Origin of the sequence: Enterococcus timonensis (assembly GCF_900104595.1) — a bacterium.
Classification (GTDB): Bacteria; Bacillota; Bacilli; order Lactobacillales; family Enterococcaceae; genus Enterococcus_J; species Enterococcus_J timonensis.
On record NZ_FNVY01000004.1, the window covers coordinates 39075 to 57297 of the forward strand.

An 18223-nucleotide genomic window follows, 5' to 3' on the forward strand; every position below is an offset into this window, starting at 1 on the left:
GCTAGTCAAAATACACCGTCAATAAAGGATGTCGAAAAGCCGATTTGCGCTGTAGAAATTTAGGAAAATGGTGAATGAACGCAAAGCGTTCAGTAGGCATTTTGTCTAATTTCCTAAGCGCAGGCTTTAAGACACCGTCAATAAAAAAAATCCCCATCAAAAAAGGAGCTGTGCTAAAAAAGAAATTTTTTTAGCGCAGCCCTTTATTACATAAAAGGTTGAAAAAGCAAGTAATTTTTGCTATGGTGAAAGCGAAGATACGAGAAGGAGAAATTATGGAAAGTAGCGGCATACAACGATTGTTTTACCTCGGTTGGACAATTATTAAACTCAATTCATTTTTTTGGATTTTTGCGATACTCGGTTTAGGAATTTTCGGTATCGGCCCTAGCTTACAAAGTGTGAATGATTTATTTTTCGAATATCGGATGGACTATCAAGAATTGACTTTGGCACGCATGTGGCAGAGGTTTAAAATAAATTTTAAAATGAGTTTGGCAGATTTTTATATTTTCGCCGCTTTTTGGCTAGTTGTGGGCTATAACTTATACTTAGCTCTCCAAATGACCGGAATCATCTGGCTGGCCATTGCCTTTTTATTGATCTTTTTCTTAGTGCTCTCAGTAGTAGCCTATGATTTAGTTATCGTATTTCGCAGCCAATTTCAAATTAGCCGGCCCAATATTTTAAAACTCGCCATCATTAGTTTGTTTATGCATTTAGGAACATTATTGCGCTTGGTATTTGGCTTTGTCTCGTTAATTGTTTTGACTTATTTTTTCAAAGGATTAATTGTTTTTGCCACCGTTTCGCTGTGGCTCATTTGGGGGCAAGTGTCCACCCAAAAAATGCGGGTGATGATTAATGACAGACTGGTGACTGATGAATAAGATTCGTAAATTCCTAAAAAAAGAATATTTAATCAATCAATTGATGCAACTTTACTCCATTTTACTGACTGGGGTAATTTTGTTTTTAGCAGTATCTCTAAGTATTTTAATGAGTTACAGCAATTATCGCTCTTTAAAAGGGCAAATGGACGAGCTATCTTTTCAAATGGAAAATTATGTCAACGCCAAAGGGCAAGCCGTCAGTAATATTTATTTGAATTTGGTGGGCACCCCTGAAAAGTTGGATAATTTCCGGCAGTATTTATTATTGTCTCCAGCGGAATATTTTAATTATACGGATCAAGCGTGGCAAACGTATTATCAGGATTTCCGTTTTTCCAATTTATTGCAGTCTTCTTTTGCCAATTATCCGGATCTGGAAACTTTGTATTTGTATTTAGATGAAGTGTCCGGCTATGTGACGGCCGACCGGACAAATAGTAGCGGGAAAAAAATGGCCGGACAACTCCCAGCCATAACAGGATTAGGCGTGCAACGAGGAATTTTAGAAAATTATTCCAGTAAGCGGATTGGGGAATTTGTGGCGGTTTTTTCTGGCGATGCCGTTTTAGGAAATTTGGTGGATTATGCTAAAGATAAGCAAATTGAAAGTTTGATTTACGATGACCAGGGAACAGAAATGTATTCCTCCAGCCATATCTTAAGTAATGAAGAAAAGCGATTATTGCAAGAAAATATGAGTGAAAATAAACCAATTGCCAAGTCATTAACGGATCGTTATTTTGTAGTTAAAAAAACGCAGCCTGACCAAACGAAGCTGTTGCTGTTAGCAGATAGAAAAACTTTTTGGCGTGAGAGCTTTATTTTTATTGCCGAAATTGGCGCAGCGGCAATGATGCTTGTTTTGATTTTGCTCCTTTCTTTACGTAAGACATTCCATCGTTATTCGAAACAAATCGATCGGATTATTTCGGTGACCCAGCAAGTAGGGGATGGAAATCTGTCGGCGCAAGTCGATACGAATAAAGTGCAAGGGGAACTGAAAGATGTGGCCAACGCCATTAATTTTATGGTGAGCAGTTTGAATCAATATATTGAAGAGATTTATGTGTTGGAAATTAAGCAAAAAGATGCTAACATGCACGCATTGCAGGCGCAAATTAATCCGCATTTTCTCTACAACACGATGGAATATATTCGCATGTACGCACTAGCGCAAGGGCAAGAGGAGCTAGCGGATGTGGTTTTTGCTTTTGCGGCCCTTTTGCGCAACAACACTTCGCAAGAAAAAGTTTCCACCTTGAAAAATGAATTATTGTTTTGCGAAAAATATGTTTACCTCTATCAAATGCGCTATCCCGATCAAATCGCCTATAATTTTTCGGCGACACCGGATTTGCTGAATTTGGAATTGCCGAAATTTACCATCCAACCAATAGTGGAAAATTATTTTGTCCACGGCATCGACTACACCCGGAATAATAATGCGATTTCGGTGCGGGTCAAAAATGTTGCAGGTGAAATTTGGATTGAGGTCATTGACAACGGCAAAGGAATTGCCCCAGAAAAACTCGCTGAATTACGAGCCAAAATTCAAGAATCGGCCGGCACTTTGCCCCATTCCATTGGCTTAAAAAATGTCGCCGAACGTTTGGAAAATTATTTTCCTAGTGCGCGCATGGAAATTGATTCCATTCAAGGAAAAGGAACAACGGTCACTTTGAAAATTATTCCCGAGTAAAGTGATAGAGATGATTTGCCATAAGAAAAACATGATAAAATAGAAGAATAAAAAGAATAAGAAAAGCAAAAAATGTAAGCCGATCTGGAGTGGAGGGTTAAAATGTATAAAGTGTTGCTAGTTGATGATGAATATATGATTTTAGCCGGCCTAAAAGTGTTGGTGAACTGGGAAGAATTCGGCTTTGAAGTGGTACACACTAGTCGCAATGCCAAAGATGCCCTCACTTTTTTGACCGAACAAGAGGTGGATCTCTTGATGACCGACATTACCATGCCTGAAATGAGTGGCTTGGAAATGATCGAAATCGCCCAACGCGTCAATCAGCACTTCAAGACGTTGATTTTGTCGGGCTATCAAGAATTTGATTATGTGCGCCGCAGTTTGACATTAGGGGTGAAAAATTATTTAGTGAAGCCCGTGGATAAAGAAGAACTCAAAAAATGTCTGCGCCAAATTAAAGAAGAATTGGATGAAGAGCAAGCGCAAGCACGGATTACCCAGCAATATTTTAAAAATAGTTTGATCCGTTGGTTAAAAGATGAGCTAAATGAGAAGGAATTTTTCCAGTTAATAGAGCAGCACCATTTAGAAGAAGGGCATTATTATACCGCGCTTAAAATTACTGCACCAGTAGAACAAATGGCCGAAATTTCAGCGGCATTTGCCGGCAATAGTTTGCTAATTGAAGGATTTGAAACAGAAAATGTCCTGTTAGTTATTTTCTTAGGACCGCGGAAAGATTTATTTTGGCAGTTGTATCAATTGCAAAAAAGAGTGCCCTTTAGCAAGTCGGTGATTGTGGGGGAAACGGTGAGCGAGTGGGATAATTTATATGAAAGCTATGAAAAAATCCAACAGTTGGAAACTCTAGCTCATTTTTATCCAGATTTAATGCCTGAAAAAGTTTGGAGCAAACAAGTTACCGGAACAGAAACGCCGGTTTCGATGTTGTCGTTTAATAAAGCGTTAATGATTGGTGATCGCCAGACGATTATCGCAGCCTTTGCCGAGCTCTTTTTGCAACTACGGCAAGGTCATTATCCGCCTGAGTATGTGCGCTACGTCAGCTTTTTGATTTATTCAGATATTATTCGCCAATATCCTCAAGCCTTGGTGGAGTCTTCAGAAGAAATGGTAGAAAAAATTCGCCAAGCAACCCAGATTATTGAAGTCGAAGAATTATTAACTCGCCGATTAGCAACAATTGGGAAAGAAAAAGTTCGTCAACAATTTGCCCCTCAAGTAGAGGAAAGCTTGCAAAAAATTACTAAAGATTATCAAACCGAGTGGACTTTAAAAATGATGGGCGACCAACTTCATTTAAATCCAGTTTATTTCGGCCAACTTTTTAAAAAAGAAACCGGGAAAAGTTTTTTACAGTACGTGAATCAACTGCGGGTCAAAAAAGCCCAACAGCTATTGTTAAATAGTCCGCAAAATATTAATGAAATTTCTGAAGCGCTAGGCTACAACAACACCAATTACTTTTCTAAAATTTTTAAAAAATTGAACGGCTTAACGCCAAAAGAATTCCGGGAAAAATATGCGCAAGGCTACACCCCGATTGAATCGGAAGAATTATTAGAGTGAAAATAATGACAAAAAAGCTGACGAGAAAGTGGTCAGCTTTTTTGTGTGGGGGTGGGGTTTGACAGCCTTTTTTACGGTGTCTCAGGCGCAGCGACTAGGAAAAAAGATAATTCTTCCGGCAAATGTCCCATTTGCGTTCAGAATTTCTATTTTTCTACGTCACTGTTCGCGCCTTCGACAGCCTTTTTTACGGTGTCCCAGTCGCAGCGACTAGGAAAAAAAATAATTCTTCTGGCAAATGTGCCATTTGCGTTCAGAATTTCTATTTTTCTACGTCACTGTTCGCGCCTTCGACAGCCTTTTTTACGGTGTCTCAGGTGCAGCGACTGGGAAAAAAGATAATTCTTCTGGCAAATGTGCCATTTGCGTTCAGAATTTCTATTTTTCTACGTCACTGTTCGCGCCTTCGACAACCTTTTTTTACGGTGTCTCAAAGCCTGCGCTTAGGAAATTAGACAAAATGCCTACTGACCGCTTTGCGTTCATTCACCATTTTCCTAAATTTCTACAGCGCAAAACGGCTTTTCGACAGCCTTCATTTCAATTGCGTTACATTTTTAGGGGAATGTGCTTCATGTTTGTAACAAAATGTAATTTGATTGCAAAGTTTGGGGGGATTTTTATGAGTATAATGGGTAAAGATTAAAGACGAAGAAAGGTGTGTTACACGCGTGAAAGGGAAAAAACTGGTCATTTTAGCTTTATGCGGAATTTTTCTAGCCGGAAATTTTCCAGTATTACTTTCAGCCGACGATCTTGATGATGTTAAAACACAAGAAGCGCAAGTCCAACAAAGCAACGCGAACTTGAGTCAAGAAATTCAAAATGCGCTGACAGCTGTCGACACGAAAACCAACGAAATTAATGAATTATCAGCAACAATTGACGAAACCAATGGAAACATCGCCACGATGGAAGAACAAATTCAACAATCAAAATTAACCATTGAAAAACGTCGTCAAGTAGCTGAGGAACGTTTGCAAGCAATGCAAATGGAAGGCAGCAACTCGAATAGTTTTGAACTTCTATTGGAAGCAACAAGTTTTTCTGATTTCATTTCTCGGGCGATTGTTTTAAGCCAAATGCAACAAGCTGAAAATGATAAAATGACTGCTTTAAATGAAGAAACAGAAAAAATTTCTGGATTGCTAAGTGATTTAGAAACTGAACAAGCTAATTTAGAAACGCAAAAAGCTGATTTAGAAAGTGCGAAACAAAACTTGGATGTCCAAGTTGGCTCTTTACAAGATAAATATTCTGCTAATGAAGAAGTGTTACAACAATTAGCTGAAAAGAAACAAACTATTGAAGATCAACGCGCTAAAGAAGCTGCCGAGGCTGCTGCCAAAGCCGCTGCTGAAAAAGAAGCGCAACGTCAAGCAGAACTAGCACAAGCTGCTGCTGATAAAGCTGCCCAACAAGCCGCCGACAAAGCTGCTCAACAAGCTGCTCAAGCGGCCGCTGATAAAGAAAATGAAGCGAACAACGCTACACCAGCACCAAGTACGCCAGAAGTTTCCGTACCAGAAACACCAAGTACTGGTGGTGGTTCAAGTTCTAGTGCGCAAATTTCATTGGGACAATTTTTGACGCAAGGTGTTGTCTATGCGAATGGCTATAAATTTACTTACTACTCTCAATCTGTTTTACCAGGGGGCGGCTTAAGTATTCCTGGACGCCACGTTTCTTCTGATGGTTATGTCTGCGATGGCGATGGTTATATCGTTGCTGCCGGTTCAGATGCTAAAGGAACAGTTATTCCAACACCATTTGGCGCCAGCGCTAAAATTTATGATCGCGGGACAACTGGAAATCATATTGATATTTACATTCGTTAGTTGTAAAACTTTTTGAAATTTAAAATGTAGAAACAAGGCCCTGTGCCTTGTTTTTTTTTCGTTTCTTTACTAGACTGGATAGTAGAGGACCAAAAAGAAAGGAGTGTTTTTTTGATTAGAAACGCCCAAAAAAAAGATTTGCCTGAAATTGCCCAATTGATTTTAGTTATCTTAAAAGATATGGAATTGCCTTTTTTAGATCAGGTGCCAGAAGATGAAGTTTTAGAAATTTTGCAAGAAGCCGCCTTAGAGCCTGAGTATCGCTACAGTTTGACTCGCGGTGTAGTTTATGAAGAAAATGGTCAAGTGGCAGGAGTTGCTTTCGGTTATCCAGACACGGACGAAGAGGTGATTGACCGTCCGTTAAATAAAATTTTATTGAATTATGGCATTTCTCAAGTGACTTTATTTGAAGATCCGGAAACATTTCCTGATGAATGGTATTTAGATTCGATTTCAGTTGCAAAAAATTTCCGCGGACAAGGCATTGGGACGAAATTGTTAAACGCCTTACCAGAGATTGCTCACAAGGAACATCGTCAAAAAATTGGCTTAGCTTGTGATTTGCATAATCCAAATGCCAAACGACTTTATGAGAAAATGGGTTTTACTTCAGTCGGACAATATAAAATTGCCGGTCATATGTATGATCATATGCAAAAGAAAATTTAATCTAGCAAAAAAACGTCGAGGAATTTTTCCTCGACGTTTTTTAGTGGATAGATATTTTTTATTCTAAACCGTAAACGCCCATTTCATAAATACGGACAGCAGAGTCGGAACCTTGTGTTGGTTTGTCGACAATAATTTTTACGTAGCGCGCTTCAACAGCAGCAAAAGTATGAACGGATTCAGCGGCGGTATTATTAATTACGCGAGATACGCGGGTGAAGTTGACACCATCACTTGAAACTTCAATTGCAAAAGCTCTGGTGTTCATATCAGGACTTTCGCCACCAGCTTCAGCGTGTGCGAGATGAACTTCGCTAATTGTTTTATCAGCGCCTAGATCCATTGTTAATTCATGAGGCGGCGTTCCAACTGCACACCATTTTGTATCGATGATGCCGTCGTTGGCCATTTCTGGAGCTTCGCCATCATTCGTAAATCCAGAAGCTTCAGTCGGTACATTTGCAGAAAGTAAGGCTAAATCTCCAGCAGCATCTTCAGTAACGGTAATTAAACCTTTCACTTCTAATGGCGTTTCGCCTTTGTCGTTGATGGCCGTCATGGTCACTGCATAAACACCAGCTTTGTCATAAGTGACTACAGGAGCATCGTTAGTACTTTCGGTAATGTCTCCACCTTCAAATGCCCACTTAACTGATTCAGTATTTGTGGAAGAAGTGTTGGTGAAAGTAACTTTTTCACCTGGTGCTAATAAAGTACGTGAAGCAGTGAAATCAGCTTTCGGTACAGAATTATCTGGCCAGTCCATCGTAATTTCAGCAGAAGCATTTCCCCGGACGCCGAAATAATCCACCGGCACAATTTCAAAGTTTGTTTTATTTGTATCGTCATTACGTTCTAGCGCATTAATATAATGATTCAAGGCAGGAGTCACGCCGATAAATGAACGCGTGTCATCTTCATTAATACGATAAATTTCAAAATAATTTGTTTTATCTGGTTGGTCTACCGCCCAAGTTAAACGAACACCAGCATAATTACTTTCTTCTTCATCAAATATAGCATCTTCGATTGAGACATCAGTCACTTTTAAATCAACTTTTTCAGGTTTAGCATTAGCGGATAACTGACCTAAATTAAAATCATAAACAGTGCTGTCTGCCTCAGAACTAATAGAATAAGAAATCGAAGTGATTACTTTGCCAACCGCTTTGCTAACATCAAATGTAGTTGTAGTCCAATCGGCAGCGATTTTTTTGTCGCCAGCAAAAGTGGCGCTCGTTCCATCTTCATATTCTAAAACAAGTTCCAATGTTGTATTTTCAGTTGCTTTAGCGGTAGTAGTAAAGACAGTATCTTTTTCTAAAGTTAATTGAGTGGCGTATAATTTCAAGATACTTGCTTGATCTTTTTCCATTGTTCCCCGGAATTTCAAGGAATTCCCGCCGATATAAGCTTGGGTATAATCATAAGAAGCTTTCAGATCATTTTTGGAATCTTGATGATCCATCAACCAACGATAAGTCGGCAAAATATCTTGCATGGAACGATTATTCCAGTCCATATTAGAAACTTTTGTCCCATCGATAAAATAATTATAACCATTACCTAAATTAAAATTAGTTACAAATGGTAATTGCGTAATCGCCGTTTGTTCCACTGCAAAAGTAGAAATCCCCGGCCATTTGTCGCCATTAGGTTTAACAGAAAGAGTCGGATTACTTAAATCATTTACCCAAAAAGCATCTTCTTTAGCTTGGAAATCTTCAAGAGATCCGGCTGAAGAGAAAGTCCAACTTGGTGCGTACAAGCCAAGAGAAGTATAAGGTTTGCCATTCTCATCCATAAATAAATTCCAATCCACTGGCGTCATATAACCATTTTCTTGGACGTCAATGCCGGCGTATAAATCATAAGGATTGATCTTCAAAGATTCAGCTTTTTCTTTAGAAGCTTTCAATAATTCTTGATCTTTGCGGGATTCACTGTTCCACCAAAAATTAAGAAACATCGAATCGGCTAGTGGATTTAAGTCTGCATCCACGAGATAATCTGAATTTTTATCCGTTAAAGCATTTTGCCAATCCATTTTTCCTTCATTAGTCATGGAATCGTACCACATCAGTTCAAGTTCATCGTTGGTTTCTTTAAATTGCGCGATAAATTCTTTCATTAAATCAGCATGCTCTTTGTTCAATCCGCCAGCAGCATCAGTGGTGACACCTTGTTCGGCATTTTCAAAACTAGCATCTTCTGTGTCGGTTTCTTGATTGACAAACCAACCATCGAAGCCGTAAACATTAGCGACTTCAATTAATTTTTCAATGATGGGGAAGTTACCGTCCGCATCTTTTTCTAAAAATGTATTTAGCCACTCGATTTTCCCGCCGTGAGCTACTTGTGGGAAGAAAATTGTGCCAAGGACTGGCGTACCATTTTTATGAGCGGCATCGATTACGTCGGCTGATGGAGGAACAATAATTCCTTCACCAGATGATCCGCCCCAATAAATGAGTTGATCAATATATTGCCAATAAGAAAAAACATTGGAATTTACATCATTGATACCGTGCGGAGCGTTACCGGAAGTAGAACTATTCATAATTGATAAGGCAACGACTTTCATATCAGGGTCTTGCGTTTCATTGCTCGTTGGTAGATCTTCTTTGGCAACCCGCTCGGCCAATGGAATTTTGCTGACATTGTATTTAGCATCTGGATCACTGGCAAAATCCCATTGCAATAAATCTTCAGGGAACCAATAGGAAGCTTCCGGCAAATTATCCATGCCTTTATTGATTTTACTTTCTTCAGTTTCTGTCAAATGGCTAAGGGTATTGTCGTCATTAGCCTCTGCTTTGGAATCCTCTGTTTTCGGGGTACACGCAGCTAGCATGGCAATACTTGCTGAAAAAAGCAGCAGTGCGGAAAATTTTCTAACACTTTTCTTGTTCATAAGAGCCTCCTACAAAATTTTTTTGGACACTACTCCGATAGAGTCTCCCTTACGTTTATATGATAACGCTTTACATCTTGGCTAAAAATGAACAAATTAAAGAGGAATCGCAACAAATTAAAGAAAAAAAGTCTGCACCAGAAAAATTTCTTTTTCAGTGCAGACTTTTTTGGGGATTTTACGCCCTTGATTACTGGTGTAAAAAAGTTGTGGCTAGGAAAAAAGATAAAACCTTATCCGAATGGAGCATTCGCAACGATTTCCCTATTTTTCTACGCCCCAGAACACTTTTTTTACAACCTTATGTCAGACTAAAAGGATAATCAGATTTTACAAAAGTTTTAGGGTGAGGGACGATGCCTAGTTGAAATTCTAATTTTCCGCCGGCTAAAATTGTTTCGTGAGTAATGAAAAGTGGTGTGTGGATTTTTTCATTGACGATAATTTTTTCGACAAATTGTTGTTGAGGGTGATTTGGTGTGGCGGTAATTACAAAGTCGTTTCCATTTGGCAAATGCAAAGTCACTTGATCAAAAAGTGGAATGCCCAAAACATATTCACCGCTACCTGGTGTGACTGGATAAAATCCTAGCGCATTTAAAATATACCAGCCGGCCATGCTGCCGTTATCTTCATCGCCAGGATAACCTGTGGGACTGGCGTTAAAAATTTTCATCAGTGAACGCAATAAAACTTGAGCATATTCAGGGTGTCCAACATAGCTAAAAAGATAAGGAAGATGAAAACTTGGTTGATTTGAAATCGCCAGTTGACCCAATTCCAGAGCGGCCATTTCGCTCATTTCGTGAATTTCAAAACCGTACGCGCCGACTGTAAAGCGCGGGGCTTGATTACATAGTTCGATTAATTTATTTAAAAATGATTCTTCGCTGCCAAATTGTTTGATTAAGCCGCCAAAATCTTGGTAAACGGCAAAACTAGATTGCCAAGCTGAACCTTCCGCATAATCGCCACCCCAAGAAATATCTGTGAAATCTGGCGAAAAATGACCCGCTACATCTTTACTGCGCATCAGTTGGGATTTTTTATCAAAGAGGGCGCGATAATTTAGCGCTTGTTTTTGATAAAATGCGGCACTTTCATTTTCACCAAGGGCGCGAGCGACGACACTCAGACAATAATCGCTGTAACTGTAGTCCAGCGTGTGGTTGACTGATTCGTGATGGGTGTTTGGCACATAACCATATTTTAAATAATCATCCGTCCCGCGCCGTCCATAATTTTCTTTGGCACTTTGGATGGTGGCTGATTTTTTCATGGCCGTAAATAATTCTGGCCACAAATCTGGACGAATATTTTTGGCCACGGCATCGGCAATCACCGCGTCAATTAACGTACCCGGCATTAATCCACGTTCGTCAGGGGATATCCATTTTGGCAAAAATCCTGATTCTCGGTAACTATTTAAAAATCCTTCTAACATATCGCCGTACAAATCAGGAATCAACAAAGAAAAAAGCGGGTAAACTGTTTTATACGTATCCCAAAACCCATTATTTGTATAAAGGATGCCCGGAGCAGATTTTTTTTCGATAGTATTGTAATGAATCGGCTGATTGTCGGCATCTAATTCATAAAAGCGTTGTGGAAAAAGAAACAAGCGATATAAATTATGGGCAAAAGTCGAAATTTCATTTTGATTATGATGTTGAATCTCAATTTTTTCAAAAAGTTCCTGCCACTGTTGGCGGCTATTTTTTAAGTAATCGGCTAAAGATAAATCTTCTTCTCGGTGCAAATTAAGTGCTGCTTGCTCATTGGAAATAAATGAAGTACCAAAACGTAAATTAACTTGCGTGCTTGAAAATGTAATTAGCGCCGTATTTTCGCTGTTTTCATTAGGAGCGGAAAGTTCTAGCGGGCTATCAGATTGCAAAACAAAATAAAAGCGCAAGTCGGCATCTTCACTGCCAGCAAAATTAATTACCCAACCGGAAATTGTTGTAGCATTAATTTGTTCGATAAAATAACGGCCGGATAACTGCAACAAGACACCGGGATTTTCACTAGCGCGACTATAATCCAGATTCAAAATGCCGCCGTAACAACTAGGAACGAGCTTGCTTTTAATTTGATAACGATTCGAAAAAATTTGCAGCTGGCTTGGCTCAAAAATACTTTCCTCAGGCCGATAAGAAGACTGTGCTTCAGCTAATTTGACAGGCGCAGAAAAGCCAGTGACTGGTTGGATTTCCAGATGACTAAAATCGCCCATCCAAGGACTTGGCTGATGAGTGAGCCGAAAACCTTGCCAAGTTCGGTGGTCAGGATGAAACCACCAACTCCCATTTTCGCCTGCTGTTTGAACGGAAAAATAATTCATGGCAAAAGGGACGCCAGTCAGTGGCAGACAATTCCCGTGAGAAAATTGCGGCGCGTTAGCCGTCCCAATTCTTGTATCAATCGAATACATAAAAAACCTCCTGCAAAAATTAGTAGTGAAACATTAGTAGTTGAAACATTTTAAAGCAAAGCTGATTTTCTTAAACTTTACTGCTTAAAAATTATTTATAAGTAGTGCAAGGGTTACTTTTGAAGAGCTATTGACTGGCGGACAACTAAGGAAACGGGGATTTTTTTTAAAGCTAGCGGATGTCCTTGGTGAATAATTTCTAATAAAGTTTCCCCGGCTGTTTCCCCTAGGCGAGAAAAATCTTGTTGAATGGTGGTCAGAGGCGGATCTAAGTAGCGACTCGCTTGAATATCGTCAAACCCTACCACTGAAAAATCTTCCGGCAAACGGGCGCCCTCATTTTTTAATTGTTGAGAAATCCGCATCGCCAATAAATCATTTTCGCAAACTAAACCGGTAATCTGTTCATTTCTTAAAGTCGATAACAGATTTTCAGGTTCTACATACCAATCAATGCCCGTCTGGAAAAAATTTTTGCGATGGGTCAAAGCCGATAAGTAACCTAAGTAACGATTGCGCGCTGTTTGACCATGTTTTTGACTGCCAAAAAGGTACGCAATTTTTTCGTGACCAGCATCTAACAAAGCCTGACAAGCCAAAAATCCGCCGGAAAAATTATCCGAGACAATCGTTGGCAGATTTAATTCGTGAATTTCTTTATCTAAAATCACCACCGGAAAAGATATATTTTGTAAAGCAAATAAAAGAGCCAAATGGGTTTGAGTTTGATCCGGATAATAAATGAGTCCGGCAAATTCGTGGGTCATTTTTTCGATATTTTGTTGTTCTAATAAATCATAAGTCCCGAGCAATAAAGTGTAGCCTTGCTCTTGCAATACGGGTTCCAGTCCGAGATTGAAATTGCCCAAAGACAAATCATTAGCAAATGGTAAAATAAATAATATTTTTTTAGCTGGGGAAAAAATTTTCTCAGGCGCTTTAACAAAGCTGCCTCTTCCTTGCACCCGCTCGATTAAACCGAGTGTTTCTAATTCATTTAAAGCGCGCTTAGAAGTAATGCGGCTGACTTGATATTGCTGGGATAATTCTTTTTCGGTAGGAACTTGGGTGGCCACAGGGCGTTTGCCGCTTAAAATATCAGCTTCTAGGTCCCCCATGATTTTTTTGTAAAGTGGGATCATAAGTCCTCCTTAAATTGATATATCATATGTCGAGCATAGCACAAAAAAAAAATTTGTAAATAAAAATTAAATGTAACAAAAAAGACATAGACAACTGCAAAGCAATCGCTTATACTCAAGTCATAAAAATGATATATCAAATTCGACTGAAGAGGTGCGTCATGGAAAAAATTCCTACAAGTGTCCAAACATTAATGGACGAAATCGTTGAAAAATGTGGAGAGGACCACAAGCGTTGGGGTGAAAATTTTAAAAATGCTTTTGCCAATACGTCAGAAACCACCGTCAAGCGTTTAGCGGACGGTTCAACTTTTGTCTTAACCGGCGATATTCCCGCCATGTGGTTGCGCGACTCCACCGCCCAAGTGCGTCCTTATTTAATTTTAGCTAAAAACGATCCGGACATTTTAGCAATGATCGCCGGCCTTTCTCAAAAACAATTTTTTTATGTCAATCTAGATCCTTATGCCAATGCCTTTAACGAAACGGACAATTTTGCTGGCCATCAAAAGGATAAAACGGCGATGAATGGTTGGATTTGGGAACGAAAATACGAGATTGATTCTCTTTGTTATCCGTTGCAATTGGCTTATTTACTCTATAAAAATACGGGAAGTACGAAACATTTTGATGATCAATTTGTCGCCGGCGTCAAAAAAATTCTCACAGTTTTTACTACCGAACAACATCACGCCACTTCCCCGTATACTTTTGAACGGGAAACTACCCGGCTAGAAGATACATTGCCTCATGATGGGCGCGGCAATCCAGTGGGTGACACCGGTTTGACTTGGTCAGGGTTCCGCCCAAGTGATGACGCTTGTCAATATGGTTATTTAATTCCTAGTAATATGTTTGCTGCAGTCGTGTTGCAATATGTCACAGAAATTTTTACAGAAATTTTACCAAATGCAGACATCACCGCTCAAGCTCAAGTGTTACGCCAAGAAATTTTAGACGGCTTAAAAAAATTCGGCACAACAAAAAATAATGCCGGTGAAACGATTTATGCTTACGAGGTCGACGGTTTAGGCCAAGCGAGTTTGATGGATGATGCCAATGTTCCCAATTTAATGGCCGCCCCATACTTAGGATTTGGCAGCGCAGACGATGCTATTTATCAAAAAACGAGAAAAACATTGCTCAGTAAAGAAAATCCTTTCTATTATGAAGGAAGTCGGGCAGCAGGGATTGGTTCAAGTCACACCCCAGAAAATTATATTTGGCCAATTAGTTTAGCGATGGAAGGATTAACGACAGACGATCGCCATCAAAAAGAACGAATTTTAAATTTACTCGTGGAAAATGACGCCAACACGAAACATATGCATGAAAGTTTTCACGTTGACGACGATTCATTGTATACGCGGGAATGGTTTTCGTGGGCCAATATGATGTTTTGCGAACTTTTGCTAGATTATTATGGTTTGAAAGTAGCTATTTAGGAGGATACAAAAACAATGAAAAAAACGGTACACATTATTTCTCACAGCCATTGGGATCGCGAATGGTATATGCCTTATGAACAACATCATATGCGCTTAATTCATTTAATGGATGACTTGCTAGATTTATTTGCCCATGACAAAAATTTTAAAAGTTTTCACTTAGACGGCCAAACAATTATTCTTGACGATTATCTAGAGGTTCGCCCACAAAGAAAAGCGGAAGTCAAAGCAGCGATTCAAGCAGGAAAATTAAAAATTGGACCGTTTTATATTTTGCAAGATGATTTCCTTATTAGTAGCGAATCTAACGTCCGCAATATGTTAATCGGCGCCCAAGAGTCAGCCAAATGGGGCCAACCCGTTAAGCTTGGTTATTTTCCAGATACGTTTGGTAATATGGGCCAAACACCGCAACTGATGAAAAAAGCCGGACTAGATGCAGCAGCTTTTGGTCGGGGGGTAAAACCAATTGGCTTTGACAATCAAGTGTTGCCTGATGAAAATTACACTTCCAATTATTCAGAAATGAAATGGGTTGGACCAGATAATACCGAAATTTTTGGTTTACTTTTTGCCAACTGGTATTCTAATGGTAATGAAATTCCAGTCGATGAAGAAGAAGCATTTGCTTATTGGACTAGAAAATTAGCCGAAGTGACGCGTTATGCTTCGACTGATCAACTGTTAATGATGAATGGCGTCGACCATCAACCTGTGCAAAAAGATATTGGTCAAGCCATTGAAGTCGCCAATCGACTTTTTCCTGAGTATGAATTTATTCATTCGAACTTTGACGATTATTTAGATGCTGTAAAAGCGCAAGCCCCAGAAGATTTAGCGACAGTTAAAGGGGAACTCACTAGCCAAGAAACTGATGGTTGGTATACATTAGCAAACACGGCATCTACCCGGGTTTATTTGAAACAGGAAAATACGCGCGTGGAGCGCCTTTTAGAAAATCAAGCGGAAGTTTTAGCCAGCATCGCTTCTGAAATTTCTGGCGATTATCCTCATGACCAACTGACTTATGCTTGGAAAACTTTACTACAAAATCATCCCCACGATAGTATTTGCGGTTGTTCCGTTGATGCCGTCCATCGGGAAATGATGACGCGTTTTGCCAAAGCTTCTGAAGTTGGAGAATTTGTCGCTCAAGAAAGCTTAGAAAAAATCGGTAAAGCCGTCGATACGACGAAATTTCCTCAAGATAGTTGGCCATTTATTTTTTATAATACGACTGGTCAAACGAAAAGTGATTTAGCTGAAGTAATTGTCCAACTGGAAAACAGAACCTTTAGTCAAGGCCGTCCACCAGCTTTGTATCAAGAACTTTTAGCTGAAGCAGAAGATGTTTTTATGGTGATTGATGAAAATGGCAATGAAATTCCTGCTGAAATTTCACAAGCAAAAGTCGGATTTAATTATCTTTTACCGCAAGATCGATTCCGGATTCCAATGATGGAAAAAACCATTCAAGTTAAATTACTTGTCAAAGATGTGGCACCATTTTCCTTTAAGACATACGCTTTAGTATTGAAAAAGAATGTTGACGAAAGTGAAATTCCTGAAGTGATTAAAAAATCCTTCATTAAAGAAGACGGCCACGTTTTAGAAAATGAATTAGTAAAAGTCACCATTGCCGAAAATGGCTCCGTCACTTATCAAGATAAAGCAACTGGCCGGACTTTAAAAGATTTGGCTGTTTACGAAGATTATGGCGATGTTGGTAATGAATATATTTTCAGACATTTACCAGATGAAGAACCGATTTTATCAAGCAGCGAAAAAGCTAAAGTAGAAATTATTTCTGACGAAGACTTTTTAGCGGAAGTGATGGTCACCCAAACACTTTTGATTCCGATTAGTGCGGTGGAAAGCTTGGCCACCGAACAACAAATGGTTCTTGATTTTAACCAACGGACAGATGGTCGTAGCCCGCAAGTGATGGCTTTAGATATTCACACAAAAATTTCTCTACCAGAAAATTCACGGCGCCTCAGCTTTACTACTACTTTAAATAATCAAATGAAAGATCATCGCCTGCGTGTTTTATTTCCCACAGAATTCCAAACGGAAACGCATGAAGCCGATAGTATTTTTGAAGTAGTCACTCGTCCCAATAAGGTGAGCAAGTCTTGGCTTAATCCGGCCAATCCTCAACATCAACAAGTTTTTTGTAATATTCATGATCAAAGTGGCGGACTGACGATGAGCAATTTTGGCTTAAATGAATATGAAATCCTTAACAGCAACACTATCGCTTTAACTTTATTGCGTTGTGTAGGCGAAATGGGCGATTGGGGTTATTTCCCAACACCAGAAGCTCAATGTCTCGGTGAACATATTTTTCATTTTGCTGTTGAATTTCATGAAACACCAACGGATCGTTACGCCACTTATTTAAATAGTTACGCCAGTCAAGTACCATTTTCAACGCAACAAGTGAAACCGCAACAAGACGGAATCTTAAAAAGTGAGCAGTCATTTATTAATGTTAAAGGTGATATGACCGCAGTTACAGCCGTCAAACGTCGGGCAGATGACAACACTTTAGTAGTGCGGGCCTTTAATTTAGCCCCAGATATGGCCGACTTTACCCTAGAAAAAGGGCAAGACTCTGGTGTATTATTAAACTTATTAGAAGAATCCACTGATCAAGTGGTGCCTAAAAAAATGGCGCCTTATGAAATTTTGACGGTGGGCTTTGAAGGAGGAAAATAAATGTACGGAGCAATTGAAGCCGGGGGGACGAAATTTAATTTGGCCGTCTGCGATGAATCGTTAAACATTATCCACCAAAAACAAATTCCCACCACCACACCAGAGGAAACCATGGCCGGCGTTTTTGAATTTTTCGAAAAATATCCAGTGGAAAAAATGGGCATTGGCTCATTTGGTCCGATTGGAGTAGTGAAAGGCAGTGACGAGTATGGGCATATTTTAAACACACCAAAAACTGCCTGGAAAAATTTTCCGTTTTTACAAGCGATGGAAGAAAAATTTCCAGTACCGACTGCTTGGACTACTGACGTCAATGCGGCAGCGTACGGTGAATTAAAAAAAGGCGCTGCTCAAGGGAAGAAATCTTGCCTGTATTTAACAATTGGCACAGGAATTGGCGGTGGCTTAGTGTTAGATGAGCAAGTTTTTCACGGCGCCAGTCATCCTGAGATGGGCCACATTTTTATTAAACGCGATCCGGCTGATACTTATAAAGGAACTTGTCCGTATCACCATGATTGTCTGGAAGGCTTAGCGGCTGGACCAAGTATCGAAGCTCGGACGCATATTAAAGGGCAAAATTTGCCAGCTGATCATCCGGTTTGGGATTTGCAAGCATATTATTTGGCCCAAGCCTTGGTCAACTACACTTTAATGGTTCCGGTGGAAAAAATTGTCCTGGGCGGTGGGGTTATGAATCAAGACCACTTGTTAGGAAAAATTCGCCAATCATTTCTTAAGCAAATGAATCATTATGTAGAAATTGAAAATATTGACGACTATATTGTTCGTTGGGGCTTGCCAAATCAATCCGGAATTATCGGCGCCCTATTATTAGCTGCAGATTTATAAACAAATAAAAAAATGCC

The 18223-nt window shown here is 39.5% G+C and carries 12 protein-coding genes; 9 read left to right on the forward strand and 3 right to left on the reverse strand.

Annotation, left to right across the window (positions count from 1 at the left end; genetic code table 11):
* Positions 1-275: 275 nt before the first annotated feature.
* The 5 genes from BQ5341_RS04730 (at position 276) to BQ5341_RS04755 (ending at position 6695) form a co-directional block, all read left to right on the forward strand.
* A complete protein-coding gene (locus BQ5341_RS04730; protein WP_071130896.1) occupies positions 276-890 on the forward strand; it encodes a YesL family protein in 615 nt (204 codons plus the stop codon).
* A complete protein-coding gene (locus tag BQ5341_RS04735; RefSeq protein WP_071130897.1) occupies positions 883-2592 on the forward strand; it encodes a sensor histidine kinase in 1710 nt (569 codons plus the stop codon). Before BQ5341_RS04730 ends, BQ5341_RS04735 begins: the two co-directional genes overlap by 8 nt.
* Before the next feature lie 102 nt (positions 2593-2694).
* Complete coding sequence (locus BQ5341_RS04740) at positions 2695-4185, forward strand: response regulator transcription factor (protein ID WP_071130898.1); 1491 nt, start codon at positions 2695-2697, stop codon at positions 4183-4185.
* 671 nt (positions 4186-4856) lie between these two features.
* A complete protein-coding gene (locus BQ5341_RS04750) occupies positions 4857-6023 on the forward strand; it encodes a coiled-coil domain-containing protein (protein WP_071130900.1) in 1167 nt (388 codons plus the stop codon).
* A gap of 111 nt (positions 6024-6134) precedes the next feature.
* Positions 6135-6695: a GNAT family N-acetyltransferase gene (locus BQ5341_RS04755; protein ID WP_071130901.1), complete on the forward strand. Its 561-nt coding sequence runs from the start codon at positions 6135-6137 to the stop codon at positions 6693-6695.
* Positions 6696-6753: 58 nt separating this feature from the next.
* On the opposite strand, the gene BQ5341_RS04760 is transcribed toward BQ5341_RS04755, so the two are convergent.
* Positions 6754-9609 carry an endo-beta-N-acetylglucosaminidase gene (locus BQ5341_RS04760; protein WP_071130902.1) on the reverse strand — a complete coding sequence of 952 codons (2856 nt, stop codon included), beginning with the start codon at positions 9607-9609 and terminating at the stop codon, positions 6754-6756.
* A gap of 77 nt (positions 9610-9686) precedes the next feature.
* Between BQ5341_RS04760 and BQ5341_RS04765 the strand changes: the two genes are divergently transcribed.
* Positions 9687-9932, forward strand: coding sequence for a hypothetical protein (locus BQ5341_RS04765; RefSeq protein ID WP_158661740.1), 246 nt, complete (start codon positions 9687-9689; stop codon positions 9930-9932).
* Here BQ5341_RS04765 and BQ5341_RS04770 read toward each other — a convergent pair.
* Positions 9911-12043: a GH92 family glycosyl hydrolase gene (locus BQ5341_RS04770; protein WP_071130904.1), complete on the reverse strand. Its 2133-nt coding sequence runs from the start codon at positions 12041-12043 to the stop codon at positions 9911-9913. The genes BQ5341_RS04765 and BQ5341_RS04770 overlap by 22 nt on opposite strands.
* Positions 12044-12156: 113 nt before the next feature.
* Complete coding sequence (locus BQ5341_RS04775) at positions 12157-13185, reverse strand: GntR family transcriptional regulator (RefSeq protein WP_071130905.1); 1029 nt, start codon at positions 13183-13185, stop codon at positions 12157-12159.
* 161 nt (positions 13186-13346) lie between these two features.
* On the opposite strand from BQ5341_RS04775, the gene BQ5341_RS04780 reads away from it, so the two are divergent.
* Genes BQ5341_RS04780 through BQ5341_RS04790 form a run of 3 tightly spaced genes read left to right on the forward strand, consistent with a single transcriptional unit; the run spans position 13347 to position 18206 of the window.
* Positions 13347-14630, forward strand: coding sequence for a glycoside hydrolase family 125 protein (locus BQ5341_RS04780; RefSeq protein ID WP_071130906.1), 1284 nt, complete (start codon positions 13347-13349; stop codon positions 14628-14630).
* A 15-nt stretch (positions 14631-14645) separates the two neighbouring features.
* The gene (locus tag BQ5341_RS04785; RefSeq protein WP_071130907.1) at positions 14646-17354 is read left to right on the forward strand and encodes an alpha-mannosidase; all 2709 of its coding nucleotides are present in this window, start codon (positions 14646-14648) and stop codon (positions 17352-17354) included.
* Complete coding sequence (locus BQ5341_RS04790; protein ID WP_071130908.1) at positions 17355-18206, forward strand: ROK family protein; 852 nt, start codon at positions 17355-17357, stop codon at positions 18204-18206.
* Positions 18207-18223 lie beyond the last annotated feature (17 nt).

Coding starts and splice junctions, on each gene's coding strand:
- BQ5341_RS04730 (WP_071130896.1), top strand. CDS start 276: ATGGAAAGTAGCGGCATACAACGATTGTTTTACCTCGGTTGGACAATT.
- BQ5341_RS04735 (WP_071130897.1), top strand. CDS start 883: ATGAATAAGATTCGTAAATTCCTAAAAAAAGAATATTTAATCAATCAA.
- BQ5341_RS04740 (WP_071130898.1), top strand. CDS start 2,695: ATGTATAAAGTGTTGCTAGTTGATGATGAATATATGATTTTAGCCGGC.
- BQ5341_RS04760 (WP_071130902.1), bottom strand. CDS start 9,609: ATGAACAAGAAAAGTGTTAGAAAATTTTCCGCACTGCTGCTTTTTTCA.
- BQ5341_RS04770 (WP_071130904.1), bottom strand. CDS start 12,043: ATGTATTCGATTGATACAAGAATTGGGACGGCTAACGCGCCGCAATTT.
- BQ5341_RS04775 (WP_071130905.1), bottom strand. CDS start 13,185: ATGATCCCACTTTACAAAAAAATCATGGGGGACCTAGAAGCTGATATT.
- BQ5341_RS04780 (WP_071130906.1), top strand. CDS start 13,347: ATGGAAAAAATTCCTACAAGTGTCCAAACATTAATGGACGAAATCGTT.
- BQ5341_RS04785 (WP_071130907.1), top strand. CDS start 14,646: ATGAAAAAAACGGTACACATTATTTCTCACAGCCATTGGGATCGCGAA.
- BQ5341_RS04790 (WP_071130908.1), top strand. CDS start 17,355: ATGTACGGAGCAATTGAAGCCGGGGGGACGAAATTTAATTTGGCCGTC.